This is a genomic window from Erwinia sp. E_sp_B01_1 (assembly GCF_036865545.1).
Taxonomy (GTDB): domain Bacteria; phylum Pseudomonadota; class Gammaproteobacteria; order Enterobacterales; family Enterobacteriaceae; genus Erwinia.
On the sequence record NZ_CP142208.1, the window covers coordinates 4022297 to 4045923 of the forward strand.

Consider the following 23627-nt stretch of genomic DNA (forward strand, 5'->3'; position numbering starts at 1 on the left):
GGGGACTTATAACGCTCAGTTTTGCTGACGTAACTGCTTTGCGGGCGGCAGCAAAGCGATCTGCAGCTCTGCAAGGATTTCTCGCAGGGTATGAACCATTTCTATCGATTCGGGGGTATCGCCATGAACAAGAATCGAGCTGGCCTCAACTCTCAGAGCAACGCCATCGATACTCTGTACGGTGCCTTTCGTCAGAAGCTGACGAACACGGCTGCGAACCTGCTCTTTATCGTGAATGACCGCGCCGGGTTTGCTGCGGCTGACCAGTAAACCATTGCTCTCGTAGGCGCGATCGGCCAGAAAAGTACAGATAACCGGTAATTCCAACTGGCGTGCCATGCGCTCTACGGCGGTGCCCGGCATAGTGCTGATGATCATCGTGGGATCAAAAACCTTAACGGCACGAAGTAAAACCAGTGCCAGCTCTTCATCCTCAGAAACCATATTGCCCAGCGCGCCATGAAAGCTCATGTGTGTCAGAGGATAGTGAGCTGCCGCCGCGAAAGCAGATAAGGCCCCCAACTGATAGGTGACATAGTTTGCCATCACCTCAGGGTCGATTTGCATCCGGCGGCGGCCGAATCCCAGCAGGTCAGGAAAACCTACGTGCGCCCCCAAATCCACCCCGTGTTGTTTAGCCAGCGCTACCGTGCGCGCCATAATTACGGCATCCCCGGCATGGAAACCACAGGCCACATTGGCCGAAGTGATTAACGGCATCAGCGTGGCGTCGTCGGCAATCTCATAGTCACCAAAGCCTTCGCCAATATCCGCATTGAGATCGATGCACTTCATGCTGCTGCCTCCTGAGCTTCCAGGGTGAAAATCCCGGCGCCAAACTCTACCCTGTCGCCCTGCTCTGCAATAACGCCAACAACGCCCTCACCGGGGCTTCTTAAAGGCAGATAAAGCAGTCCCACCTTCAGTAATCCCAGCAGGGTGTTTTTCCGGACAAAGAGGCCGGGTCTGGTAAAGGGTTGGTCGCTGAGCGGATGTTGTAGCAGCACGATGCCCGGCATTGGCGCGCACAACGTTTCCCTGGTTGCTGGTGCAGCAACGGGCAAATCCCCACTTTCAAAAGGCTGGAATAAGGGTGCCGGAGGCAGCGCGGCATATTTCATATGCACGCGGTAGTTACCGCCGCTGATTTCAATACTGCTGAGGCCCGACGCCCACATTTTCTGCGCAATCTGACGTAAATCCCGAAGTGCTGGTGCTCTGTTTTCCATATCTGTCCCGCCGGAAAGAGTGACTAAACGGTGGGATAACTTTACCTGGCCTTTTTCATGCCTGGTAAGAGCATTTGGCTTTGCGGTAATAAGCGAGGCTTATCACCCCACCAGCGTGAGCGGACGATTATCCTGAGTGCGGTTGGCCATCAGCGAAAGCAGGATCCCTTTCACGGCTTCGGCAGGCTGGGACAGCGGCAGGTGATCGGACATGCAAAACGACAGGGAGGCCTGAATATCCGGATCCTCAATCTTCGCCATCCATGAATCCGATGCCTGCAGCATGGCCCGTGCCGCTGATTCCGGCATCACGGTGCAACCCAGGCCCGCAGCCAGCGCGGCATTCAGCGTTGTCTGCGATTCGATTTCACATTTCACCCGGTAAGCCAGCCCCTCATGGATGAAAGCCTCATCAATCACTTTGCGCATGATGTTATAGATACGGGGCAGGAAGAGATCGTACTTAGCTACCTCCACGAGGCGGACGGATTTGCCCGGTCTGCCCAGACTGTGAGGGCAGACAAAATAGAGATCCTCCTTGATCAACGGCATAAAACGCAGGCCGTGGATCTCACGATTGCCATAGATGACGGCCATATCCATCCGGCCATTCATAATCAGCTCGCTAAGCGTGGTACCAAAGTTCTCATTGAAATAGAGGACGATGCCGGGGTACTGTCGGTGCACTTCTTCCATCAGCGGTAATGCCAGCTGCTGAGCGGCCGTTCCCGGTGCCAGCCCCACCGACACGCTGCCGGAGAGGGCCAGGCCGGAGCCATCTATGGCGCTTTGCGCTTGCTCGCACTGACGGAGGATCGTCTGAGCGTGAACATAGAGCGTCTTGCCTGCTTCCGTTGGCGTGACCCCGCGTTTAGTGCGGATCAACAACTGCTGATTCACTTCCCCTTCCAGCGTTGCCAGTTGCTGACTCAGTGCTGGTTGAGCGATGTGCAAAATATCTGCGGCCTGGGTCAGGCTTCCCACATCGACAATTTTAATGAAGTACTTCAGCCGGCGGAGATTCATAGCCACGTCCTCAAAACACTTAACATAGGCTGGTATAAGCAAAATTAATGCCAGACATACCCATATGCCGCCAGCGCTGTCATTCAGCCATCAGGGTTGCCACAAAGAGAATCCGGCAGCGGCAAGGCTGACAGGCTTGCGCACCTCTTTGGTGCAAGTTTCCTCCTGCCGGGCATCTTTCCTTCTCAGCTATCGTTTTGTGTTATGTCATCAAAACAAAGCGCTATTGGCCCGCCCGCCCCTTTCGTTATTACCCTTCTGTATTGCACCACGCTCTCTGCCTGACAGTTACCCGGGCTGCTAACCGGTCAGAACCCGGTGGCGGCAGACATTGCCCTGAAATCTGGAACCCCAGTACCATGCCTGATATTGCCGATCGTTTAAAAAACGTTACCGTTTCTGCCTCTGTAGCCATGACGCAAAAGGCCAGAGACCTTGCAGCCGGAGGCGTGCATGTCGTAGCGCTTTCGACTGGCGAGCCGGATTTCCCTACCCCTGTCCACGCTATTGAAGCCGCCCATGCCGCAGCTCTGGCAGGCGATACGCGATATCCACCGACTGACGGCACGCCGGCGTTAAGAAACGCTATCCGCAAGAAATTCCAGCGCGATAACAATCTGGATTACGACGTCAGCCAGATCCTGACGGCGGGGGAGCCAAACAGATTATCTTTAATGCCATGATGGCGACGATCAATCCCGGGGACGAAGTGATCATCCCTTCGCCATCATGGATAAGCTATGCCGACATCGTGAAATTTGCCGGGGGGACGCCGGTGCCGGTTGCCTGCCCGCAGGAGAATGGCTTCAAACCTTATCCCGCCGATCTGGAAGCGGCGATCACCGATAAAACCAAATGGCTGCTGCTGAATTACCCCAGCAATCCCACCGGTTCCGTTGCCACCCGTAAAGAGCTTGAGGCCATTGGTGAGGTAATGTTGCGTTATCCGCAAATCTGGATCCTGACTGATGATATTTACGAGCATCTGATCTATGACGACGTTACCTTCTTTACGCTTGCCGAGGTGGAACCCCGCCTGATGGATCGTGTGCTGACGGTGAACGGCGTATCTAAAGCTTACTCAATGACCGGCTGGAGGCTGGGATTCTGCGGCGGCCCGCAGGCGTTGATCAAAGCGATGAGCAACGTAAATACTCAGAACAGCGGCGGAGTCACCACTCTGACTCAGGCCGCGGCCGTTGCCGTACTCGAAGGACCACAGGATTTACTGCAGGAACGCGCGGAAATATATCGTCAGCGTCGCGATTATGTCCTGGAACGGCTCACCTCAGTGGAAGGGATCAGTTGCCATAAACCTCAGGGTGCGTTCTATCTTTTTGTGAATATCGCCGCGTTTATCGGCAAAACTACCGCTGGGGGTCGCCTCATCAGTAACGATGCAGACTTTGTGCTGGCTCTGATTGAAGAGCACCATGTGGTGACGGTACAGGGCGCGGCTTATGGCATGAGCCCTTACTTCCGCCTCTCTTATGCCACCAGTCTGGAAGTGTTGCAGGATGGCTGTGACCGCATCGCCGCCTTCTGCGCAGGGATCCGTTAAAGGTAGAGATGAGTCAGAAATTACGGGCCGCTTATGCTGTCCGTATTTTTACTGATCTGGTATTACAACTAGATAACGACGCATAAAAACAGGGCAACTGAGAAATTGCCCTGTTTTTATGTTGTTCAGATGAAAGATTTAGTGACTACAGGCCGACCACTTTTTTCAGCGGCAGGCAACTATTGCGAAGCCGTTCCAGCCAGCGGTTAACTTCAGCGGCAACGCGGATGGCTTCTCGTGAATCACTCTTCACCAGCTGGATAAACTGACCCGGCTGAACCTGGCCAAGCCGCCACAAATCTTCCTCAATGATCCCCGCCATTTTGGGATAGCCTCCGGCCGTATTCGCATCGCTGAGCTGGATGATAGGTTCGCCAGCAGGCGGCACCTGCACAATGCCAGGCACCAGCCCGTAAGAGCGCATCTCCACTTCTTCGGAGGGAAAAATAGGCTCACCCGCAAGACGATAACCAGTGCGGTTACTTTGTAGCGATACCTGCCAGGCCTGCTGCCAGAATCGCTGATGATCGGCGGAGAACAGCTCATACTCCCCGGAAGGTATAGCCCGTAGCTGCACCAGCCCTTTTGCACTGGTGGGAAACACGGTGGCAAGAGCAACGCCCGGTGGCTCAATTCCCATGCCCTCTTCAGGCAAAGGCAGAGCTTGGGTATCGCCCAGAGGCAGCAGATCCCCCTTCTGCAAGGAACGCCCCTGATGGCCGCCAAAATTACCCCGCAGCGCGGTGCTCCTCGATCCCATCACTACCGGGACATCAATACCGCCCGCTACGCAAAGATAGCTGCGTGCGCCCTGGCGGGGGAAACGTAATTCCAGTTCCTGCCCTGCCCTGACGGAACACCCCCACCAGGGCGGCAACTCTTCACCATCAAGCTGAGCACGGCAGTCAGCGCCGGTCAGAACAATACTGGTCTCCCGCAAAAATCGTACGCGGAAGGGAAAAAGCTGTATTTCAATACCGGCCGCATTTTCCTCGTTGCCCAGCAGAATATTACCTGCGCGTAACGCCAGCGGATCCATCACCCCACTAAGCGAAACGCCCATATGACGATAGCCACTGCGCCCCAGATCCTGGACGGTATTCAGGGCACCGGTTTTCACGATTTCAATCACAGTTCTGTCCTTTCAGCTATGAACCGCACGCGGTCACCGGGAGCCATCAACGCGGGTTGCTCAGCCTGCGGGTCAAAGACATTCAGCTCGGCAAAGCCGATGGCGTTCCAGCCATTGGGCCCGGTGAGTGCTGATATCCCGGCCTGCGCTCCGCCAATTGTCACCGTGCCTTTCAGCATATGCAGTGAAGGTACTTTCTTTCTTGGCGTGGCAAGAGTGGGATCAAGGCCATGCAGGTAGCCAAAACCGGGCGCGCTGCCCAGGGCGAATACGGTATAACTGCCCTGCGAATGGCGGCGGATCACTTCACGGGCACTCAGGCCGGTATGCTGGCAGACCGCCTGCAGATCGGTGGCATGTTCACCACCGTAGATCACCGGAATAGTGATGAGTTTCCCCTGAGGATCGACAGAGCGGGCCTGTTCCCAACGCTCCTTCAGAAGCGTAATCGTCATCGCCTCACTGACCGGCGTTTGCCGGAATATAACCAGAAGATTAGTTACGCCAGGGATCAGAGATTCCACTTCAGGATGTGAGCTGAGTGAAGAGGCCAGCGACCAAATCCGCCGTTGCGCTGGCAGATCAAAGTCACCGGGTGCCTCAACCAGCCAGGCACGGCTGCCGATGGTGGAAATCTTCACGCTGTCGCAGTTAATCAAAGGCAAAGAAGCGCCCTCAGACGCCTCGCGAAACAGCATTGTCATCAGTTATTCCAGAGGCTCGAATTTCAGGCTGGACAGTGGCTGGACCCTCTCTTCCCGCACCATTTTGTATTCGGTATTCGGGCCGATCCACGTATCCCAGATGTGATCAATGGTGCCATCATCATCCATGGTTTTCAGACTGGTGTTCACTTTTGCCAGCAACGCAGGCTCTTCTTTCTTCATGCCGACACCAATCGGCTCCAGCGCCATAGGCTCTTTAATCATGCCAAGCTCAATGCCATCTTTGCCCGCCTGAGAAATCATCTTGATGCCGGTCATGGTGTTGGTGACAAACCCTACCGCTTTATTCTGCTCCAGCGCCAGGAACGCAGAGGCCGTGTCCTGGAAAGTCACCGCTTTAGCCCCTGCAAGGTGAATAGACTGTTCAGAGGTGGTGCCCTTGGTGGCGCTGATGCGTTTGCCTTTAAAGTCGGCGCGGCTTTTATCCGCATTCGGCTTCTTGACCACCAGCATCTCTTTGGCAACGTAGTAAGGGTCGCTGAACTGGATCTGTTTGCCACGGGTTTTTGTATAGGCAAGATTAGCGACCAGGACGTCAGCACGACCGGTGGCTATCACCGCAATGCGGGCTTCAACAGAGGTGGGCATCAGGTTGAGCTTCAGTCCCATCTGCTTAGCCAGCGCAGTGCAGAGATCCACATCCATTCCCACCAGCTGGCGGGTTTTAGGGTCCGGAGAGGAAAACGGGGGAACATCTGAGTAAACAGCACAGTTCAGCTGCCCGCGAGCCTGAATATCTGACAGGGCATCAGCCTGCGCAGAAGAGAAAGCCATCATCACTGGCAGAGCCAGCATGGTGCAAGACAGTAACTTCAGTTTCATCAGTAAGTCCCCGGTATTTTTAGCCTGCGATGACTTTCGTCCCCTGGCTCAGGATGAGCAAATTAGGTGGTTCGGTTCTGTTTTGCTGCCTTCAGGCAACAACCCGACTATATAAGCCCCATTTTGGCTTGTATAAGAGGGAAACCCTGTGTGGGGATATGTATTTTATATGACGGTATCTGCGCGAAATTCGTCCGGTGTTATAAGCAAAAACTATCCGGGCAGAGCGAAATTATCTTAACCCCCGGTATTCACACCCTCTAAGGTAACCCTGACTTTCGTCCCGCCAGCGTTAAAAGAAAGGGTAATGATGAACTCCAGACTGGGTGTGTTGCTGAAATTATTGTCAGCGCTTTGTGCAACATTAATGCTTGCCTGCGTGAAAGGACTGGAAGGTAGCATCCCTACCGGAGAGGTTATTTTCTTTCGCTCCTTTGTCGCCCTGTTTCCGCTGCTGTTCTGGCTTAAGCTCCAGGGCAACATTTTGCCGCAGATTAAAACACGCAACCTGTTCGGCCATTTGATTCGGGGATTCTCCGGCACCGGCGGCATGTACTTCAACTATATGGCGCTGGTCTATATTTCTCTGGCAGACGCGACGGCCATCAGCTATGCCGCCCCACTGTTTACCGTGATTCTGGCTGCGCTGCTGTTAAAAGAGAGCGTAAGCGCTTCACGCTGGCTGGCGGTGGTTATTGGCTTTTCAGGGATCCTGATTATGCTCTCGGCTTATCTCAGTGAGGGGGGATCGGTGCTGGCGGGAAGCGGAGTTGACCTGACTGCAGGACTTGGCATTCTGCTCGCGCTGATGGCCGCCCTGTGCACCGCCGTTTCTCTGGTGCAGATTCGGTTCCTGAATGGCATTGAACATCCCGGCGCGATTGTCTTCTACTTTTCTTTGATGACCATGCTGATTGGCCTTTCCACCCTTTTCTTTGGCTGGGTAGTGCCAGACCGGATGCAGCTTTTGCTGTTGGTGGGCTGTGGCTTCTTTGGGGGGATGGCGCAAATCCTGGTTACGCTCAGCCTGCGCTATGCTGATGCCTCGCTGCTGGCCCCTTTTGACTACACCACGCTGGTCTGGTCAATGCTGATTGGCTACCTGTTCCTGAACAGTTTCCCTGGGATCCCGACCATAGCAGGCGCTGCAGTGGTGGCTGCAGCGGGGATCTTTACCGTCTGGAGCGAAAGACGCAGGCGCAAACTGAGTATTCTCCGCACGCTGACCTGATGCCGCAAGGTCAGCCAGGCTACTCTGGCCGCCACCACCAGGCGGCTTCATAAGGTTTAAAAATGTGCGCTTCTGGCCGGTCGGGGGTGCTGGCGTAATTCCCCATTAATAATTGCCAGTGGGGAGAGGCGCTGATGCCTTCAGCCTGCCAGAGCAACGGCTCACGGCTGAGACTGGCAACCACCAGCAGAGACTGCCCCTGCCAGGTGCGCTGGTAGCACCAGAATGCCGGGTGCTCAGGTTGCAGATCCTGATAGTCTCCCAAAGTCAGCAGGGGGTAGCGTTTACGCAGGGCAATCAGCTGGCGATAGGTGTGGAAGACAGAATCGGGGTCGCCCTGTGCGGCTTCGGCATTGATAAGCGGATAATTCTGCGCGCAGCCAATCCAGGGTCGCCCAGTACTAAAGCCCGCATTCTCCGAAGCATCCCACTGCATGGGCGAGCGACCGTTATCACGGGATTTTCTGGCGAGGATCGCCAGAATGTCAGGAGCGTAGACGCCCTCCTCCGTTTTTTCGGCAAACATATTCAGGCTTTCCACATCACGATATTGATCGAGGCGGGTATACCCCGGACTGGTCATGCCAATCTCCTCCCCCTGAAAAATATACGGCGTGCCCTGCATGCCGTGTAACGTCATGGCCAGCATTTTGGCGGCAGGAACCCGCCACTCGCCTTCATCGCCAAAACGGGAAACGATGCGCGGCTGATCGTGGTTACACCAGAACAGCGCGTTCCAGGCGCGGTTATGCATTCCCTGCTGCCAGTGGTTGAAAATCCGTTTCAGCTCCACAAAATCAGGTGCGGCGACCGTCCATTTCTCCCCCAGCGTGTAGTCGACTTTCAAATGGTGAAAATTAAAGGTCATCGAGAGTTCACTGCCATCCTTTGCGGCGTACTGCTGGCAGTTCTCAAGCGTGGTGGAGGACATCTCTCCTACCGTCATCAGCCCCAGCGGCTGAAAGACATCACGGCTCATTTCACGGAGATATTCATGAATAAAGGGGCCATCAGTATAAAAACGCCGGCCATCGCCCGTCTCATCCTCAGGCAGATCCTGATGCCTGGAGACCAGGTTGATCACGTCCAGCCGCAGGCCATCCACTCCTTTATCCGCCCAGAAGCGGCAGATTTTTTTTAGCTCTTCACGAACAGGAGGATGTTCCCAGTTCAGATCGGCCTGCTCCGGTGCATAGAGATGCAGGTAATACTGACCTCCAGGTTTCTCGAGCTGCCAGGCGGGGCCGCCAAACTTTGAACGCCAGTTATTCGGTAATGCTCTCGCGTGGCCTTCGCGCCAGATATAAAACGGACGGTAAGGACTCTGAGGACTGGCCGCTGCCTTGAACCAGGGGTGGTCAGTAGAGGTATGGTTAAAGACCATATCCATCACAATGCGTATCTGGCGACGGTGTGCCTCGGCCACCAGTTTTTCAAAATCGGCCAGGGTGCCGTAAGCGGGATCGATATCGCAATAGTCAGCCACGTCGTAGCCATTATCGACCTGGGGCGAAACATACACCGGCGTTAACCAGAGAGCATCAACGCCCAGCGCCTGCAGATAATCCAGCCGTTGGATAACGCCATTGAGATCGCCGTGGCCATTGCCGGTGCTGTCCTGAAAACTCTTCGGGTAAATCTGGTAAATAACCCCGTTTTGCCACCAGGGAATAGGTTGGTTCATAAAGCCGGCCTTATAAAAGGGTAAGCGGCCCGGGAAGCCGGGCCAGAGAGGGAAAAGCTAAACCGGCAACTCGCCACGGCGCTCTTTGCGTTTGTAGACCAGCACGGTCAGCCCTAACGGAACCGCCACGGCCACCAGCATCGACAGCGAATAGATCGTCCAGAACTGCGGTTTGATCGACAGGATCCCCGGCAGGCCCCCCACGCCGATGCCGTTAGCGAGCACGCCGTTGAAGCCGCAAATCAGGCCGGCCAGCGCGGACCCCACCATGGCGCACACCATCGGAAAGCGATATTTCAGGTTGATGCCGTACATGGCGGGTTCGGTAACGCCCAGATAAGCGGAGATGGCCGCCGGCACAGAAATGTCCCGCTCGTTAGCCTTGCGGCTGATGATGATGATGGCGAGCACCGCCGAGGCCTGAGCAATATTCGACAGGGCAATCATCGGCCACAACGGCGTGCTGCCCATGCTGTGGATCATCTGCATATCGATTGCCAGAGTGGTCTGATGCACCCCGGTGATCACCAGCGGCGCATAAAGAAAACCAAACACTGCGGCACCAATTGGAGCCAGGCTTCCGGTCATCACCGCTTTTACCGCCCAGGCGACGCCATCACCGATCATTCTGCCGAACGGGCCAATCAGGGTATGGGCCAGGAACACCGCCAGCAGCAGAGAAGCCAGCGGCACAATCACCAGATAGAGGTAGGCCGGGATCCATTTTTTAAGCTGCGTTTCAATCCAGCCCAGCGCCATGCCCGCCAGAATGGAGGGGATCACCTGCGCCTGGTAACCCACTTTCTCGATAGCAAACCAGCCAAAATTCCAGCTTTCCGGTAGCTGCTGCCCCAGAAGGTAGGAGTTCATTAACTGGGGAGAGACCAGGGTAACGCCCAGCACAATCCCGAGTACCGGCGTCCCGCCCATTTTTTTCACCGTCGACCAGCAGACCGCTACGGGCAGGAACATAAAGATGGCTTCACCCAGCAACCATAGAAAGTCGTAGATGTTTTTCCACACCGCATGGGATTGGGCCAGCGTTTGCCCGTCGGAGAAGGGGATGTCGCCGATGACGTTACGGAACCCCAGGATCAGGCCACCGCTGATCAGCGCAGGTAATAAAGGCGAGAAGATTTCAGAGAAGTGAGAAATGGCCCGCTCACTCCAGGCCATATTTTGTCGTGCGGCTATTTTAGCCTGCTCTTTACTGGCCCCGTCCAGGCTGGTGGTTGCGATTAATGCCCGGTAATACTCCTCCACCTCCGGCCCTATCACGACCTGAAATTGCCCGGCATTAGTGAAAGAACCTTTTACCATCGGTAACGCCTCCAGCTTCGACGGGCTGGCAAGGCTGGGGGCGACCAGAACAAAACGTAACCGGGTGATGCAATGACTGACAGAGGCAATATTATCTTTGCCTCCAACAAACTCGATCAGGCGATCGATATCCTGCTGATGAATACTCATAGCTAAAGTCCTTTTATTATTCCCTTTTAATTCAATCCCTGAATGCAGACGTCCTGACAGAAAATGCTGTCTGATTTAGCCGGATCGAATGGTGGCTGGAGCTTAGTCGCTCTGATTTATCAAATAAACGGGAACGTTCCCAATCTGGAGTGGCGATCACATATTGTTCCGATGCTAAAAGATCAGCAGAGGCTAAACAGGGAGGAAATCAGGAAAGCGTACAGGGGATCAGGATATGACGCATACCGGTATCGCCCGCCAGCTGAGCCAGCAGTTGCCGGACAGCATGGCGGCCCGCGCTGCCGTAGCCAAACTCTACCGATAACGTTTCCGGAAACAGAAAATTTAACAGCGGCGTATTACCGATTGAACAGACCTGAATACCGGTCAGATGCTGTTGCTGCAGATATTTGGTGGCCCCCAGCGCAAGGCTGTCAGAAGCGCAAACCAGTGCGGTGGTATCAGGAGCGATCACTCCGGCCACACGATCAAAACCGTTCTGATAACTTAACTCCCCCAGCGTCGCTTCAGGGAGTAAATTCAGACGAGTACAGGCATCCAGATAGGCCTGGTAGCGGCAGGCCCCCGTGGTGGCATCATATTGCTCAACGCCAAGATAGCTGATGTGACGATGCGCCCCGGCGTAAAGGTGATCCATCAGCAAATTTACCGCGCCCGCATCATCGTAACAGACCGAGGAGAAACCCGGATAATTGCGTACCATCACCACCATTTTTTCCTGCCACGGCGTGAGCATCTCCTGCATCAGCCCGTTAAAACCGAACAGGATCACGCCATCCACATGACGCTGCGCGAGCATATGAAGGTGCTCTTCTACCAGCCGGGTATCGAACTGGCTTTCCATCATGATCGGGTCAAACCCCTGCTGATAAAGCAAAGGCAACATGGCGCGCACGGCCTGGTTTTCAGCGGGCGAATCAAGGCGGGAAACAATAATGCCCACCACTTTGTCGCTTTGTCCACGCATGGCACGGGCGGATTTGGAGGGGGTGAACCCCTGTTGCAGGATCACCGCTTCCACTCGCTCGCGGGTGCTCTGACTGACGCTTGCCTCGCCATTGATGACGCGGGAAACCGTTGATTTCCCCACGCCGCTGAGGCGGGCAATATCTTTGATGGTCAGGCGATTATGCATGGACGACAGTCATTGAGTTGGCGGAAAGTAGGGTCAGAATAGCGCATTAACCCTTAAAAATCTGTAAGGTGCGAAGCGGCCAGCTCCTCCTCTGATGCGGTTAACCAGGCTACAGCCGGAGTTCAGTTCAGAAAAGTCCGTACTAAACTTCAACAAAGCCATTTTTTACCTGGCAGCGGGCAAACTCACACGTTAAGCTCTGCGCAAATTTTCAGCCTCAACCGACATGATGAAAACAAAACTCCTCGCCATTCTGATCCTGATTGTTATCGCCGTTGCCCTGTTTATGGCTTACAAGCCCCATAAACAGAACCTGCACTACTTTGCCGCCACCTGCGTATTGATTAACGATCTGGGTGAGCCGAAAAATCAGGATGAGTTTGTCAAAAAAATGCAGGCGGTGATCATCAATGAAAATTCCTCCTATGCCTTCGATAAAGTGGCGTTTGATCGTCAGTCAGCCCTGGGGGCAAGCCTGCGTTATTTTGCCCTGTCACCCGAACAGAAAAAGCAAACACGTCAGGGTCTGGAGGCCTGTCTGCCTCTGATGTTACCCGGTAATAACTGACAGCCATCCTGCCCGGAATGCGAAAAAAGGCTCTGTGCCAGCCGTTGAAGCTGGCATAAATTTCAAAAAAGGGGGCTATTATTTTTATATATAACCTTTTCTAAGGTTATTGCTATTCCTGCCATCAATACCGGTAATCTTTTCCCCGCTGGGAGAATCAGCAGGAGGAATAAGATTTACCTTTACCCTTTCCGCTATAATTCAGTAAATGAGGAAGAGGTTTTTTATGAAATGGCCCGTTAATAGTCTTTATAATCAATGCACCAGAGAATGACAACCCAATAAAATCTTAAAATTCAGCCATCTATAAAATAACACCAGCAAAAGAAATAAAGTTAAAATTTTTAAATCCTCGCCAGAACCCCTCAAAGAATCACAGGATAAATATCAGCACCAGACGTCTGAAAACCTGCAATTCATTATCCAGCCTTAACTACCCAACCGGGGCTTAATCTGTAAAATCCGGGGACGTCAGTTGGCCGATATATAATACGATTTAATCAATTCTGACAAGAAAATACGGCCATGTTTTTCAGACCTTTTTATAGTGGGAGCGATAAAATGCCTGCCAACTATTTTTACGTTACACAGCAAACCGATCAGATGGGATTTTATATGCTACATCGGGCGGAATGTCCGGTCATGCCGCCTAAAGAGACGCTGACCTTTATCGGCAGTTTGTATAACGGATCGCAGGCGTTAACGGTCGCCCAGGTGCGCTTCGGGAAAAAGGTGAAAGCCTGTTATCACTGCTGCCGAAAGCAAGAGAACGCCCTGCCTCTCTCTGAGAAATTGCATTCCCGGCACCATTCGGATAATTAGCCTGGCGGGGTAAGTCGTTCACTCAGGTAGTCTACAAATGCCCTGACCCGTCTGGGGATCTGTTTGTTATGAGGATAAACCGCATAGATGTCGGCGGTAGGCGCCTGATAATCCGTGAGTATCTGTACCAGCTTTCCCGCCTCTATCGCTTCCTGAGCATCCCACCAGGAGCGGAGAATCAGCCCGTGCCCATCCAGCGCCAGGCGCATGGCCACTTCACCATCATTGGTGGTCAGGCTTCCCTGAACTTTTTGACTCAACTCCCGGCCAGCCTGCCTGAACCGCCAGATGGCGAAATCGGACTCATGCTGCTGCAACAGGATGCAGTTATGATGCGCCAGCTCTTCAAGGGTTTGTGGCGTGCCCTGCCGCGCGAGATAGGCTGGTGCGGCACAGACCACGCGAAAATTTGCCGCAATGCGCCGGGCAATCAGCCTTGAATCGGGGGCCTGGCCGACGCGAATATCCACATCAAACCCCGCGTTCAGAAAATTCAGCGGCTGGCTGGAAAGCTGCAGGCTGATAACCAGCTCAGGATGACGCGCAGCAAAAGCAGACACCAGAGGCGCAATATGCCGCCGGCCAAACCCCAGCGACGCATTGATATTCAGGCTACCCCGCAGGACATCGCTCTGCCGGCTGACGGCATCCTCCAGCTCAGCCAGCTGATTCAGAATAGGTCTGGCGCCTTCAAGATAAAGCGTCCCTTCCGGCGTCAGTTCGAGCCGCCGGGTTGTCCGCTTCACCAGCTGCACGCCCAGCCTTTTCTCCAGATGCGTCAGCCGCTTACTGATCGCAGGCAGGCTTAATCCCAGCTCAAGCGCCACTTCCGTCAGGCTGGAGAGGGCAGCAATACGCATAAAAAAAGCAGGTCATCGGTGGATGTGCTGAATTCTTTACTTTTATTCAACATTAGATTGAATTCCAGGCTAATTATTTAACCATAATGCTGCAATACACTCTGAGTGAAAAGGTGTTCCCCAAAGGAGAGTCATATGGCTTTAGCGAAGTACAGGATTGCCGTCATCCCTGGCGACGGCATCGGTAAAGAAGTGATGCCGGAAGGTGTCAAAGTGATGGATGCCGTAGCCCGTCAGTCTGGTATCGCTTTTGAGTGGCAGTGGTTTGATTTTGCCAGCGCAGAGTATTACCAGCAGCACGGAAAAATGCTGCCGGATGACTGGTTCGAGACGCTGAAATCCTTTGATGCCATCTACTTTGGCGCGGTGGGCTGGCCCGAAGTGGTACCGGATCACGTCTCGCTTTGGGGCTCGCTGCTGCAATTCCGTCGTCAGTTCGATCAGTACGTAAATCTTCGCCCTGTCCGGCTGCTGGCGGGCGTTAAAGCGCCGCTGGCGGATCGAAAACCTGGTGATATCGATTTTTACGTGGTGCGGGAAAACACCGAAGGCGAATATTCCAGCGTCGGGGGGACAATGTTCCCCGGTACCGATCGTGAGATCGTGATCCAGGAAACGGTGATGACGCGGATCGGCACGGATCGCATTCTGAAGTTTGCTTACGAGCTGGCGCAAAAGCGGCCAAAAAAACACCTGACTTCAGCGACCAAATCCAACGGCATTGCGATTACCATGCCGTGGTGGGACAGCCGTGTGGAAGAGATGAGCGGCAGCTACCCGGAGGTGCGCGTCGACAAATACCATATTGATATTCTCACCGCCCACTTCGTCTTACATCCCGATCGCTTTGATGTGGTGGTGGCGAGTAACCTGTTCGGCGATATCCTCTCGGATCTCGGACCAGCCTGTACCGGCACTATCGGCATTGCGCCTTCGGCCAATATCAACCCTGAAGGCAAGTTCCCCAGCCTGTTCGAACCGGTACACGGCTCCGCGCCCGATATCGCCGGTAAAAATATCGCCAACCCGGTCGGCCAGATCTGGTGTGGTGCGATGATGCTGGAACACCTGGGGCACGCCGAAGCCGCAGAAGCCGTGGTAAAGGCTATCGAGAAAGTGCTGGCTACCAGCGATGACAAAAGCGCCCTGACGCCAGATATGGGTGGCACCGGCAATACTCAGGATCTCGGCTCCGCCATTGCCGCCGCGTTTGCTTAAGCCCTGAATCCCGGTACGGATGGCGCTGGCAATATGGCCCATCCGTGCTTAAAGGCAGTGCCCTGCCCCAGTTGCAGCGCCAACGGGACTCAGCCTTGCTTGCCGCCTGATACTATTCCGTGAATTTGCCTGGCTCAGGCTATTTTCCTTTAGCAGGATGTCTTTTTTGTAACATCTTCAATAAATGTCACACTTTATCCGGCGTATATGCATCTTTCGGGTCGTGATTTGTCGGGTTATCTCTATCATTAGGCGGGAAAACGACTAAAAATAATGCGATTGCCCGTTAATGAAATTCAAAGATTTTGCAGAAGAAGAAAAACTTTTTGTTCGCAGGGCATTGGTAGCCTTTGGGATGGTAGTGGCAGGTTTCGTCACCCTGGTGGTGAATCTGTACCATGTGCAGATTGAACAGAATCAGTATTATCAGACCCGCTCAAATCAAAATGACATCAAAATGATCCCGATTGCGCCCACGCGTGGGATTATTTACGATCGCAATGGCATACCCCTGGTGAAAAACGTGACCTGGTATGACATCGAAATCCTGCCTTATAAAGTTAACGATATCAAGACGCTGCTGGCCGAACTGACGCCGGTTGTCGATCTTTCCCCTGATGAAATCGAGACCTTCAACCGCACGCTACATGCTTCCAGCCGCTATAAACCCGTGGTACTGAAAACCGAACTCACCGACGAACAGGTGGCACGATTCTCGGTAAACCAGTATCGCTTTGACGGCGTGGACGTGAACAGTTATGAAGATCGCCAGTATCCTTACGGCCCCGATTTGGCGCATGTGATTGGTTACGTGTCGAAAATAAACGACAGCGACTACAAACGGCTTGATAAACAGGGCATCAGTGCCAACTATGCGGCCGATCATAATATCGGTAAACAGGGCATCGAAGGCTATTACGAGTCGGTTCTGCATGGCAAAACGGGTTATCAGGAAGTCGAAGTGGATAATCATGGCCGGGTGATCCGCGTATTGAAAGAGGTTCCCCCGGTGGCAGGTAAAAACCTCTACTTAACGCTGGACCTCCACCTTCAGCAATATGTGGAAACGCAACTGGCCGGACAGCGCGCTGCCGTGCTGATTGAGAATCCGAAAGATGGTCAGGTGCTGGCCATGGTTTCCAGCCCCAGCTACGACCCGAATCCCTTTGTAAAAGGGATCAGCTACAAAGCCTATAAAGAACTGCTGGCCAACAAGGATCTGCCGCTGATTAACCGCGTGACCCAGGGCCTGTACCCTCCTGCTTCCACCGTGAAACCCTACATGGCAATGTCAGCCCTTCTGACGCACGTCATCACTCCCCAAACCAGCTTCTTTGGTGCAGCAACCTGGACACTGCCAGGCACCCAGCGTAAGTACCGCGACTGGAAAAAATCGGGCCACGGCATGCTGGACGTCACACGCGCTATTGAAGAATCCGCCGACACCTTCTTCTATCAGGTGGCGTTTATGATGGGTATCGATCGTATTCATACCATGCTCAGCCAGTTCGGCTACGGCAAATCTACCGGCATCGATCTGAATGAAGAGTACAACGGCCTGCTACCCAGCCGGGAATGGAAGCAAAAAGTCCATAAAAAAGCCTGGTATCAGGGCGATACGGTGTCAGTGGGGATTGGTCAGGGCTACTGGATTGCCACGCCTATCCAGATGGTGAAAGCGCTGGATACGCTGATCAATAATGGCCGGGTGATCCAGCCTCACCTGCTGTATGAACAAAAACAGGGTAAAAACATTACTCCCTGGAAACCCACCTTACCTCAGGAACAGGTTGGCGATGCCGGTTCGCCATTCTGGAGCCTGGTGCGTCACGCGATGTTCGGCATGGCAAATGCCGCCAATGGCACCGGGTACAAATATTTCCATACCGCGCCTTACGGCATTGCGGCGAAAAGCGGCACCTCGCAGGTTTTCAGCCTCAAACAAAATCAGGTCTATAACGCCAAAATGATCCCCATTCGTCTGCGTGACCATGTGTTCTACACGGCTTTCGCACCGTTCAACAACCCCAAAGTGGCGATGGCTATCATCCTGGAAAACGGCGGCATTAACGGCGTGACCGCAGCGCCAGTGGTGAGAAATATCATGGATCACATCTTCCTGCCGCCAGATGTGGCACCAATGCCGGTTACCGCCGATCCCACCAGCAACTTCACCGCACAGTAGGTCATGAAAATTCCCCGCTAAAGAAGATGTTGCTCTTTGCCGATACAGGACTATGAGGTAATGTCTTAGCCTCGTGAGGCCTGCGTGCAATGGCGAATGATTCATTTTTTGCTGGAAAGTAAATGATTAAGGAACATCGCCTGGTGGCCGGGCTACGACGCCACTTTATCCGTAACGTTCTCACGCCGATGATAGGGGTGGTGCTGTTCACATTTCTTGCCTGCGGCTTTACCGCCTGGTGGGTGACAACCGAAAGCAACGCCAAAGCGCAGGAAAAGCAGCACCAGGTGATTGAGAATATCTTTTCCCAACATCTGGCTGACTACCTCCGGCAGCATCAGGATCTGCTGAGCTGGCCCGATTTACTCAGGCAGTTCACCGCCTCGCCCGGGACAGACTCCCCCTTTGGACGCTGGCTGAAAATCCTTGCAGGTGATGATGAAGTCTATCTGCTTGACAGCCAGGACCGGCCTCTGTCCGCCTGGTTTGCCGGCCAATCCGTTTCTGCCGATCGTTATGAGATAGTTCAGCGCCAGTTGCTTCCGTGGCTGAACAGCCTTCACCACCTTTCCTCCTCCCCCGCATTTACCGGTGATTTTATTCGCATTAATGGCCGCCTGGCCGAGATTGCGTTAGGGAAAGTGCCGGGAACCCAGGGCAACACGCTGATTTTTATACGCTACATCCATTACAGCTTTGTCGACTACCTGGAACACCGGGGCGTGGTCAGCCAGTTCCGCTTTACGCCCAGCAATGCTGAAAAAGCCAACAGCGCCGGTTTTCTGCTGACATCCCATCTGAATATCCCGGTCAGCTACGTCTCCTGGCAACCGATGAAACCCGGTACCCAGATGCTGATGGTCACCGGCCCGCTGGTCTTGCTGGCGATGCTGGCGATCACCCTGATGTGTATCAATATGACGCGTCGCCTGTGGTTATCTTCGCTAAAACTGTCAGAAAGCATGTTCAGGCTGGAGGCCAGCGAGGCTCAGGCTCATCGCCTGGCGAAGCAGGATGTGCTGACCGGGCTGCCCAACCGTGCAGCGATGGAGGATAAGCTGACGCAGAGGCTGGATATGCTCTCCACAGAACAGGGGCAGACAGCATTGCTGCTGCTGGATCTCGACCGTTTCAAAATGATCAATGACACCTATGGGCACGCTACCGGGGACGAACTGATTATCGAGGTCAGCCAGCGTCTTACGGCCCTGTTGCAGCAAGAAGACGTTGTCGGAAGACTGGGCGGCGATGAGTTTATAGTGATAGTGAACAATCTGAAGAGTGACCAGCAGATCACCCAGCTCTGCCAGAAGATCATCACTCAGCTCACTTCCCCGGTAATGCTTCAGGGTAACCGGCTGTGGGTCGGGGTCAGTATCGGCGTTGCGATAGCCCCACTGCACGCTTCCGAACCACCGGAGCTGATGCGCAAAGCTGATATTGCCCTCTACGCGGCTAAATCCGAAGGGCGCGGGCGCTACCGTATGTTTGTCCCGGCGCTGGGCGAAGCCTTGATCAAGCGTCAGCAGCTGGCAGAAGCGCTCCGACGGGCACTGGAAGCGCCTCAGGGCCTGGCGCTGTGGTATCAGCCAATCATGAATATCACCGGCAAAAACATGCTGGGGATTGAGGCGCTGTTGCGCTGGCATCATCCGGTTCTTGGGCCTGTTTCTCCGGCAGAGTTTATTCCCGTCGCCGAAGAGACCGGGCTGATTATTCCGCTGGGTGACTGGGTGTTGCAACAGGCTTTCGCCATGGCTAAGCGTTGCCCCCACCTCAGCATGTCGGTAAACGTCTCCCCTCTGCAATTCCTCGCCGGGAATTTTATCGCCCGGCTGCAAGAGATAGTCCAACAGCAAGCCGTGGACCCGAGACAGATTGAGCTGGAGATCACCGAAGGCGTGATGCTGGAAGATCGTCAGCAGGCTCTGCATACCATTCAGACCCTGCGCGCGGCGGGCTTCAGAATCGCTCTCGACGATTTTGGTACCGGCTATTCAAGCCTGAGCTACCTCACCCAGTTCCCGGTGGATACCCTGAAAATCGATCGCTGCTTTACCCAACTGCTGGGTATTCAGGAGCAGGCAAACACCATTGTCTCTTCAGTTATCAAACTGGGGCATTCGCTGGGCTTATCCGTGACGGCGGAAGGGGTGGAAACAGAACAGCAGCGTCTGGCGCTTGAAGCGTCCGGCTGCGACAAGCTACAGGGCTTCCTGCTCAGTCGCCCCCAGCCGCCTGAACTGCTGTTTGCACAGCAGATCGGACAGGAGGCACCCCTCAGCCAGCTAACCTAGCGGCGCAGGACTATTTGCGGGACGGCATCCTGGCTGTGATGATGCACGTTGAGATCGGCCTGATACCAGCGCGTTAATACCGCCTCTGTCATCACTTCTGCTGGCGTTCCGCTCGCTACCAGGCGGCCTTTGTGCAGCAGCAGCAGGCTGTCTGACCAGAGCGCAGCCAGATTAAGATCGTGCAGCACGCAGCACACGGTGAGCCGGCCCTGGCGCGTCAACTGATGCAGCAGCCGTAAGGCATGCTGCTGATGGTACAAATCCAGCGCCGAGGTTGGCTCATCCAGAAACAGCCAGCCCCGGGGCCCCTCCTGATGCCACAACTGGGCCAGCGCCCTCGCCAACTGTACTCGCTGCTTCTCTCCCCCGGATAAATGGCGGTAATCCCTCTCCGCCAGCACATCGCAACCGGTCAGCGCCATTACCTCTTCCATCACAGCCTGACTGCCCTGCTCAGGCCAGGGAGCCCGCCCCATCGCCACCACTTCCCTGACCCTGAGAGGAAACTCAACGTGACTTTGCTGACGCATCACTGCGCGGGTCTGAGCCAGTCGTTCACGCGGCCAGCTTGCCAGCGGCTTGCCTTCCAGCAGGCAGCCGCCGGTGTCAGGTTCCAGAAAACCGGTGAGGAGCCGCATCAGGGTCGATTTTCCTGCCCCGTTAGGGCCGATCAGCGAAACCATCTCTCCGGCGCGCAGCGTCAGAGAAACATCGTCGATCAGCAATCTGGAGCCGACGCGCCAGCCCAGATTTTTACCCTGAAGTTCACTCATAGCGGGCTTCCTGTCGCCGTAATATCAGCCATAAAAACCAGGGTGCCCCCAGCAGGCTGGTCAGCAGCCCGACAGGCATTTCTGCCGGAGCCACTACCGTGCGGGCCAGCGTATCGGCAATCAGCACCAGGATCGCCCCGGCAAGCCCAGCCCCCGGCAGAAGCCAGCGGTGATCGCTGCCGATGCACATTCTGATCAGGTGCGGCACGACCAGCCCGATAAAACCTATTACCCCACTGACGGCAACCGCTGCGGCTACCAGCAGGGCGCTGAGCACCATCAAAATACGCTGGGTCCGCTTGACGTCCACGCCCAGGTAGTGGGCCTCTTCATCGCCCAGCTGCAGTAAATTCAGGCGTCGTGCCTGCCACTGAGTCGCCAGGATCGCCGGGATAATGACCGCAGCGCTGACCAACACCGTTGACCATTGTGCCTGCCCCAGCGACCCCATCCCCCACAGCGAAAGCTGACGGAGTTGCTGATCGTTACTGATCCACGAGAGCACGCCCACCGCAGCCCCGCAGATTGCATTGATGGCAATGCCTACCAGCAGCAGGCGTGACAGCGTACTGCTGGTGTATTTCGTGAGGGTAAAAATCACCGCAGTGACTGTCAGGCTCCCGGCAAAGGCAGCCAGCATCGGCCACCATAGCGCCAGCGCTGCTGGCAAAGAGAAGGGGATGACCACAGCAATAGCGAGCATTAATGCTGCCCCGCTGCTGATGCCCAGCAAGCCCGGATCGGCCAGCGGATTACGAAACAGCCCCTGCATGACGCCTCCCGAAAGAGCCAGCGCTGAGCCTACCAGCACTGCCAGCAGCACACGGGGCAGCCGGATATTCCACCAGACCTGCCAGATCATACTCTCCCGGGGGGCCTGCCAGACCATCGGCAACGACAGGCGCACAGGCCCGACATTGGCCGCTAACAGCAGTATCGCCACCATCAGGGCGGCCATCACCAGCAGCCCACGCTGCACGTTTATCGCGCTCATTTCACCAGCGCTTCAGCTGCCTTGCGCAGTCTGGCAACAGCATCCGGCGTTTGCAGCCCAAAACCCAGCAGGGCCATCTCATTGACCACCAGCACATTGTGCTGCCTGCCTGCCGGGGTCAGCGCCAGTCCGGGGAGCTTCCACAGATCCTCTTCATCACCCATTGTCCGCAACCCCTCTGCGCCGATCACAATCAGCTGAGGCGCACTCGCCACAATGCCTTCCTGCGTCAGCGGCTGATAATGCGGAATATTGCCGAGGGCGTTTTGCAGGCCAGCCGCGCGAATAGCTCCGTCGGCCGCCGTGCCAGTCCCTGCTCCCTGAGCTTTCATGCCGCTGTGATTGAGGATGTAGAGCACTTTAACCGGCAGCGGTTTACCGGAGAGGCCGGCAAGCTGTTTATCCAGCTTCGCCTGCAGCTCTTCTCCCTGCTCTTCACGGTGCAGCGCAGCCGCGACGGTGGCAATTTTGCTGTGAACGGCACTGAGTTCAGGCTTGCCGGTGACCGTAATCACTTTCACGCCAGCCTGCTCCACCTGCTGCAGCGCCAGAGAGGGTTTTGCCAGCTCGCTGGCTATCACCAGCGTCGGCTTCATGGCCAGGATCCCTTCGGCATTGAGCTGACGCATATAGCCCACGTCGGGCAGCCTGGTCGCCAGAGCCGGTTGCAGGCTGGTGCTGTCCCGCGCGACCAGGTTCTGCTGCGCGCCCAGCGCATAAACGATCTCCGTAATGTCACCGCCAATCGACACCACGCGCTCTTCAGCCAGCAGTGAAAACGGCAGCGCTATCAGGGCTATCAGCCAGAGTTTCATGCCGCCGCTCCCACACCTGCCAGCGCGGCAAGCTGTTCCCGCCAGCGGGTCTGTTCAGGCTCGCCTTCGGTACGCTGGCCATAAAGCTGCGCAATTTGCGTGCCGTCAGCCGCGAACAACTCCAGGCTGGTGACCATGCCGTTGGCTGTGGGTTTACGGGTGATCCAACTTTCAGCGATGGTGTTTTCCATCAGATGCAGGGTGAAGGTCGGATTGAAAATATTGAGCCAGTTCTCTACCGGCATCAGCTTCTCAACGATGCCGGTGAAAATCTGCACGCAGCCCCGGTTACCGATGAAAATCATGATCTCATTACCGTCGCTTTTCGCCTGGGTCAAAAGCGCGTTCAGTGAGCCGTTATCCACCTTCAGGGCCAGATCGCTGGCAACCGAGCGGAAAGCCTGCTGACGGGAGATATTGTGACGTTTCAACAGGCCGAAGAACTGATGGACATCGGTCATTGCCCGCCACTCCTGCTCAATCAGCGCGGCATCCGGCAGGCTGGCGTAGTTAACCGGCTCAGCCGGGCTGACCTGGAGTTCCGGCGTGGTTTCCAGCCTGAAGGCGTCAATCAGCGCGCGCCACGCCGCCATATCGGTGTTGCCGGTGGTATAGATTTTCAGGATCGCATCGCCCTGCCCGTCAAAAATCTGGATGCTGTTACGGTCGCCGCGTTCGCTTTTCTCAACCAGCGAAAAAGCGCTTTTCCACTGGAAGGGGAACAGGCGTTGATCCAGCGCTCGCGGGTTCAGGATTAACCCGCCGTGGCCGCCCAGATGCAGGTTTTCATAGCGTCCCACCTGCTCATGCACGGCAAAGGCATTGCGGGTGATGGATTTGGTTTCCCCCACCGCTTCCAGCGCCCGCAACAGCGCCGCGAAATCCGGACGCAGCGCGACGGCCTCCTCCAGGGTGCGGGCATGGGTCAGCTCCGCTTCGCTGACGGCCAGCAGCCCCGCCAGGTCGCGGGCATATTTTTTGGGGTGCTCTGCTTTTGCTGCCTGATAACGCTGATAAAGAGTATTCATGTCCATTTGCTCTCCTGATAAGCCCCGCACA

At 55.2% G+C, this 23627-nt stretch carries 19 protein-coding genes and 2 pseudogenes; 7 read left to right on the top strand and 14 right to left on the bottom strand.

The window, feature by feature from the left end; translation table 11 throughout:
• Positions 1 to 15: 15 nt before the first annotated feature.
• From VRC33_RS18755 to nac, 3 genes are all read right to left on the bottom strand, one after another.
• The gene (locus tag VRC33_RS18755; protein WP_338558204.1) at positions 16 to 795 is read right to left on the bottom strand and encodes a 5-oxoprolinase subunit PxpA; all 780 of its coding nucleotides are present in this window, start codon (positions 793 to 795) and stop codon (positions 16 to 18) included.
• On the bottom strand, positions 792 to 1229 hold the full coding sequence (locus tag VRC33_RS18760) for an acetyl-CoA carboxylase biotin carboxyl carrier protein subunit (protein ID WP_338558207.1): 438 nt from the start codon (positions 1227 to 1229) through the stop codon (positions 792 to 794). Before VRC33_RS18760 ends, VRC33_RS18755 begins: the two co-directional genes overlap by 4 nt.
• Positions 1230 to 1331: 102 nt before the next feature.
• Positions 1332 to 2255, bottom strand: coding sequence for a nitrogen assimilation transcriptional regulator NAC (gene nac / locus VRC33_RS18765; RefSeq protein WP_338558210.1), 924 nt, complete (start codon positions 2253 to 2255; stop codon positions 1332 to 1334).
• A 359-nt stretch (positions 2256 to 2614) separates the two neighbouring features.
• On the opposite strand from nac, the pseudogene VRC33_RS18770 reads away from it, so the two are divergent.
• Positions 2615 to 3816: pseudogene (locus tag VRC33_RS18770) on the top strand (pyridoxal phosphate-dependent aminotransferase).
• 145 nt (positions 3817 to 3961) lie between these two features.
• Here VRC33_RS18770 and VRC33_RS18775 read toward each other — a convergent pair.
• Genes VRC33_RS18775 through VRC33_RS18785 form a run of 3 tightly spaced genes read right to left on the bottom strand, consistent with a single transcriptional unit; the run spans position 3962 to position 6495 of the window.
• Positions 3962 to 4948 carry a biotin-dependent carboxyltransferase family protein gene (locus VRC33_RS18775; protein WP_338558216.1) on the bottom strand — a complete coding sequence of 329 codons (987 nt, stop codon included), beginning with the start codon at positions 4946 to 4948 and terminating at the stop codon, positions 3962 to 3964.
• Complete coding sequence (gene pxpB / locus VRC33_RS18780) at positions 4945 to 5646, bottom strand: 5-oxoprolinase subunit PxpB (RefSeq protein ID WP_338564357.1); 702 nt, start codon at positions 5644 to 5646, stop codon at positions 4945 to 4947. Before pxpB ends, VRC33_RS18775 begins: the two co-directional genes overlap by 4 nt.
• Before the next feature lie 9 nt (positions 5647 to 5655).
• Positions 5656 to 6495, bottom strand: a complete 840-nt coding sequence (locus VRC33_RS18785) for an ABC transporter substrate-binding protein (protein WP_338558218.1) — start codon at positions 6493 to 6495, stop codon at positions 5656 to 5658.
• Positions 6496 to 6805: 310 nt separating this feature from the next.
• Here VRC33_RS18785 and VRC33_RS18790 point away from each other — a divergent pair, with 310 nt between their 5' ends.
• Positions 6806 to 7726, top strand: coding sequence for a DMT family transporter (locus VRC33_RS18790; protein ID WP_338564359.1), 921 nt, complete (start codon positions 6806 to 6808; stop codon positions 7724 to 7726).
• Between the two features lie 19 nt (positions 7727 to 7745).
• Here VRC33_RS18790 and treC read toward each other — a convergent pair whose 3' ends face one another.
• From treC to treR, 3 genes are all read right to left on the bottom strand, one after another.
• Entirely contained in the window at positions 7746 to 9410 is a 1665-nt protein-coding gene (gene treC, locus VRC33_RS18795) for an alpha,alpha-phosphotrehalase (RefSeq protein ID WP_338567412.1), read from the bottom strand.
• A 57-nt stretch (positions 9411 to 9467) separates the two neighbouring features.
• Positions 9468 to 10880: a PTS trehalose transporter subunit IIBC gene (treB, locus tag VRC33_RS18800; RefSeq protein ID WP_338558220.1), complete on the bottom strand. Its 1413-nt coding sequence runs from the start codon at positions 10878 to 10880 to the stop codon at positions 9468 to 9470.
• Positions 10881 to 11088: 208 nt separating this feature from the next.
• Positions 11089 to 12036 (bottom strand): trehalose operon repressor TreR, encoded by a 948-nt coding sequence (gene treR / locus VRC33_RS18805; RefSeq protein ID WP_338558222.1) that lies wholly within the window; start codon positions 12034 to 12036, stop codon positions 11089 to 11091.
• A gap of 226 nt (positions 12037 to 12262) precedes the next feature.
• Between treR and VRC33_RS18810 the strand changes: the two genes are divergently transcribed.
• Together VRC33_RS18810 and VRC33_RS18815 are read left to right on the top strand one after the other, a co-directional pair.
• Positions 12263 to 12604 carry a hypothetical protein gene (locus tag VRC33_RS18810; RefSeq protein ID WP_338558224.1) on the top strand — a complete coding sequence of 114 codons (342 nt, stop codon included), beginning with the start codon at positions 12263 to 12265 and terminating at the stop codon, positions 12602 to 12604.
• 561 nt (positions 12605 to 13165) lie between these two features.
• Positions 13166 to 13426 (top strand): hypothetical protein, encoded by a 261-nt coding sequence (locus VRC33_RS18815; protein ID WP_338558227.1) that lies wholly within the window; start codon positions 13166 to 13168, stop codon positions 13424 to 13426.
• Here the strand turns inward: VRC33_RS18815 and VRC33_RS18820 are convergent.
• A pseudogene (locus VRC33_RS18820) lies at positions 13423 to 14339 on the bottom strand (LysR substrate-binding domain-containing protein). The gene VRC33_RS18815 and the pseudogene VRC33_RS18820 overlap by 4 nt on opposite strands.
• Positions 14340 to 14421: 82 nt before the next feature.
• Between VRC33_RS18820 and VRC33_RS18825 the strand changes: the two are divergent.
• The 3 genes from VRC33_RS18825 to VRC33_RS18835 all read left to right on the top strand — a co-directional run bounded on the left by VRC33_RS18825 (position 14422) and on the right by VRC33_RS18835 (position 19986).
• Complete coding sequence (locus VRC33_RS18825) at positions 14422 to 15504, top strand: tartrate dehydrogenase (RefSeq protein ID WP_338558229.1); 1083 nt, start codon at positions 14422 to 14424, stop codon at positions 15502 to 15504.
• A gap of 289 nt (positions 15505 to 15793) precedes the next feature.
• Positions 15794 to 17689: a penicillin-binding protein 2 gene (gene mrdA / locus VRC33_RS18830; protein WP_338558231.1), complete on the top strand. Its 1896-nt coding sequence runs from the start codon at positions 15794 to 15796 to the stop codon at positions 17687 to 17689.
• Positions 17690 to 17811: 122 nt separating this feature from the next.
• Positions 17812 to 19986 carry an EAL domain-containing protein gene (locus tag VRC33_RS18835; protein ID WP_338558233.1) on the top strand — a complete coding sequence of 725 codons (2175 nt, stop codon included), beginning with the start codon at positions 17812 to 17814 and terminating at the stop codon, positions 19984 to 19986.
• Here the strand turns inward: VRC33_RS18835 and VRC33_RS18840 are convergent.
• The 4 genes from VRC33_RS18840 to VRC33_RS18855 are packed head-to-tail and all read right to left on the bottom strand — an operon-like array spanning position 19983 to position 23596.
• Entirely contained in the window at positions 19983 to 20759 is a 777-nt protein-coding gene (locus VRC33_RS18840; RefSeq protein ID WP_338567414.1) for a heme ABC transporter ATP-binding protein, read from the bottom strand. The two genes, VRC33_RS18835 and VRC33_RS18840, sit on opposite strands and share 4 nt — an antisense overlap.
• The gene (locus tag VRC33_RS18845; protein ID WP_338558235.1) at positions 20752 to 21753 is read right to left on the bottom strand and encodes an iron ABC transporter permease; all 1002 of its coding nucleotides are present in this window, start codon (positions 21751 to 21753) and stop codon (positions 20752 to 20754) included. Before VRC33_RS18845 ends, VRC33_RS18840 begins: the two co-directional genes overlap by 8 nt.
• A complete protein-coding gene (locus tag VRC33_RS18850; RefSeq protein ID WP_338558237.1) occupies positions 21750 to 22568 on the bottom strand; it encodes a hemin ABC transporter substrate-binding protein in 819 nt (272 codons plus the stop codon). The genes VRC33_RS18845 and VRC33_RS18850 overlap by 4 nt, the downstream gene beginning before the upstream one ends.
• Positions 22565 to 23596: a ChuX/HutX family heme-like substrate-binding protein gene (locus VRC33_RS18855; protein WP_338564361.1), complete on the bottom strand. Its 1032-nt coding sequence runs from the start codon at positions 23594 to 23596 to the stop codon at positions 22565 to 22567. The genes VRC33_RS18850 and VRC33_RS18855 overlap by 4 nt, the downstream gene beginning before the upstream one ends.
• Between the last annotated feature and the right edge of the window lie 31 nt (positions 23597 to 23627).

Coding starts and splice junctions, on each gene's coding strand:
- VRC33_RS18755 (WP_338558204.1), bottom strand. CDS start 795: ATGAAGTGCATCGATCTCAATGCGGATATTGGCGAAGGCTTTGGTGAC.
- VRC33_RS18760 (WP_338558207.1), bottom strand. CDS start 1,229: ATGGAAAACAGAGCACCAGCACTTCGGGATTTACGTCAGATTGCGCAG.
- nac (WP_338558210.1), bottom strand. CDS start 2,255: ATGAATCTCCGCCGGCTGAAGTACTTCATTAAAATTGTCGATGTGGGA.
- pxpB (WP_338564357.1), bottom strand. CDS start 5,646: ATGCTGTTTCGCGAGGCGTCTGAGGGCGCTTCTTTGCCTTTGATTAAC.
- VRC33_RS18785 (WP_338558218.1), bottom strand. CDS start 6,495: ATGAAACTGAAGTTACTGTCTTGCACCATGCTGGCTCTGCCAGTGATG.
- VRC33_RS18790 (WP_338564359.1), top strand. CDS start 6,806: ATGAACTCCAGACTGGGTGTGTTGCTGAAATTATTGTCAGCGCTTTGT.
- treC (WP_338567412.1), bottom strand. CDS start 9,410: ATGAACCAACCTATTCCCTGGTGGCAAAACGGGGTTATTTACCAGATT.
- treB (WP_338558220.1), bottom strand. CDS start 10,880: ATGAGTATTCATCAGCAGGATATCGATCGCCTGATCGAGTTTGTTGGA.
- treR (WP_338558222.1), bottom strand. CDS start 12,036: ATGCATAATCGCCTGACCATCAAAGATATTGCCCGCCTCAGCGGCGTG.
- VRC33_RS18810 (WP_338558224.1), top strand. CDS start 12,263: ATGATGAAAACAAAACTCCTCGCCATTCTGATCCTGATTGTTATCGCC.
- VRC33_RS18815 (WP_338558227.1), top strand. CDS start 13,166: ATGCCTGCCAACTATTTTTACGTTACACAGCAAACCGATCAGATGGGA.
- VRC33_RS18825 (WP_338558229.1), top strand. CDS start 14,422: ATGGCTTTAGCGAAGTACAGGATTGCCGTCATCCCTGGCGACGGCATC.
- mrdA (WP_338558231.1), top strand. CDS start 15,794: ATGAAATTCAAAGATTTTGCAGAAGAAGAAAAACTTTTTGTTCGCAGG.
- VRC33_RS18835 (WP_338558233.1), top strand. CDS start 17,812: ATGATTAAGGAACATCGCCTGGTGGCCGGGCTACGACGCCACTTTATC.
- VRC33_RS18840 (WP_338567414.1), bottom strand. CDS start 20,759: ATGAGTGAACTTCAGGGTAAAAATCTGGGCTGGCGCGTCGGCTCCAGA.
- VRC33_RS18845 (WP_338558235.1), bottom strand. CDS start 21,753: ATGAGCGCGATAAACGTGCAGCGTGGGCTGCTGGTGATGGCCGCCCTG.
- VRC33_RS18850 (WP_338558237.1), bottom strand. CDS start 22,568: ATGAAACTCTGGCTGATAGCCCTGATAGCGCTGCCGTTTTCACTGCTG.
- VRC33_RS18855 (WP_338564361.1), bottom strand. CDS start 23,596: ATGAATACTCTTTATCAGCGTTATCAGGCAGCAAAAGCAGAGCACCCC.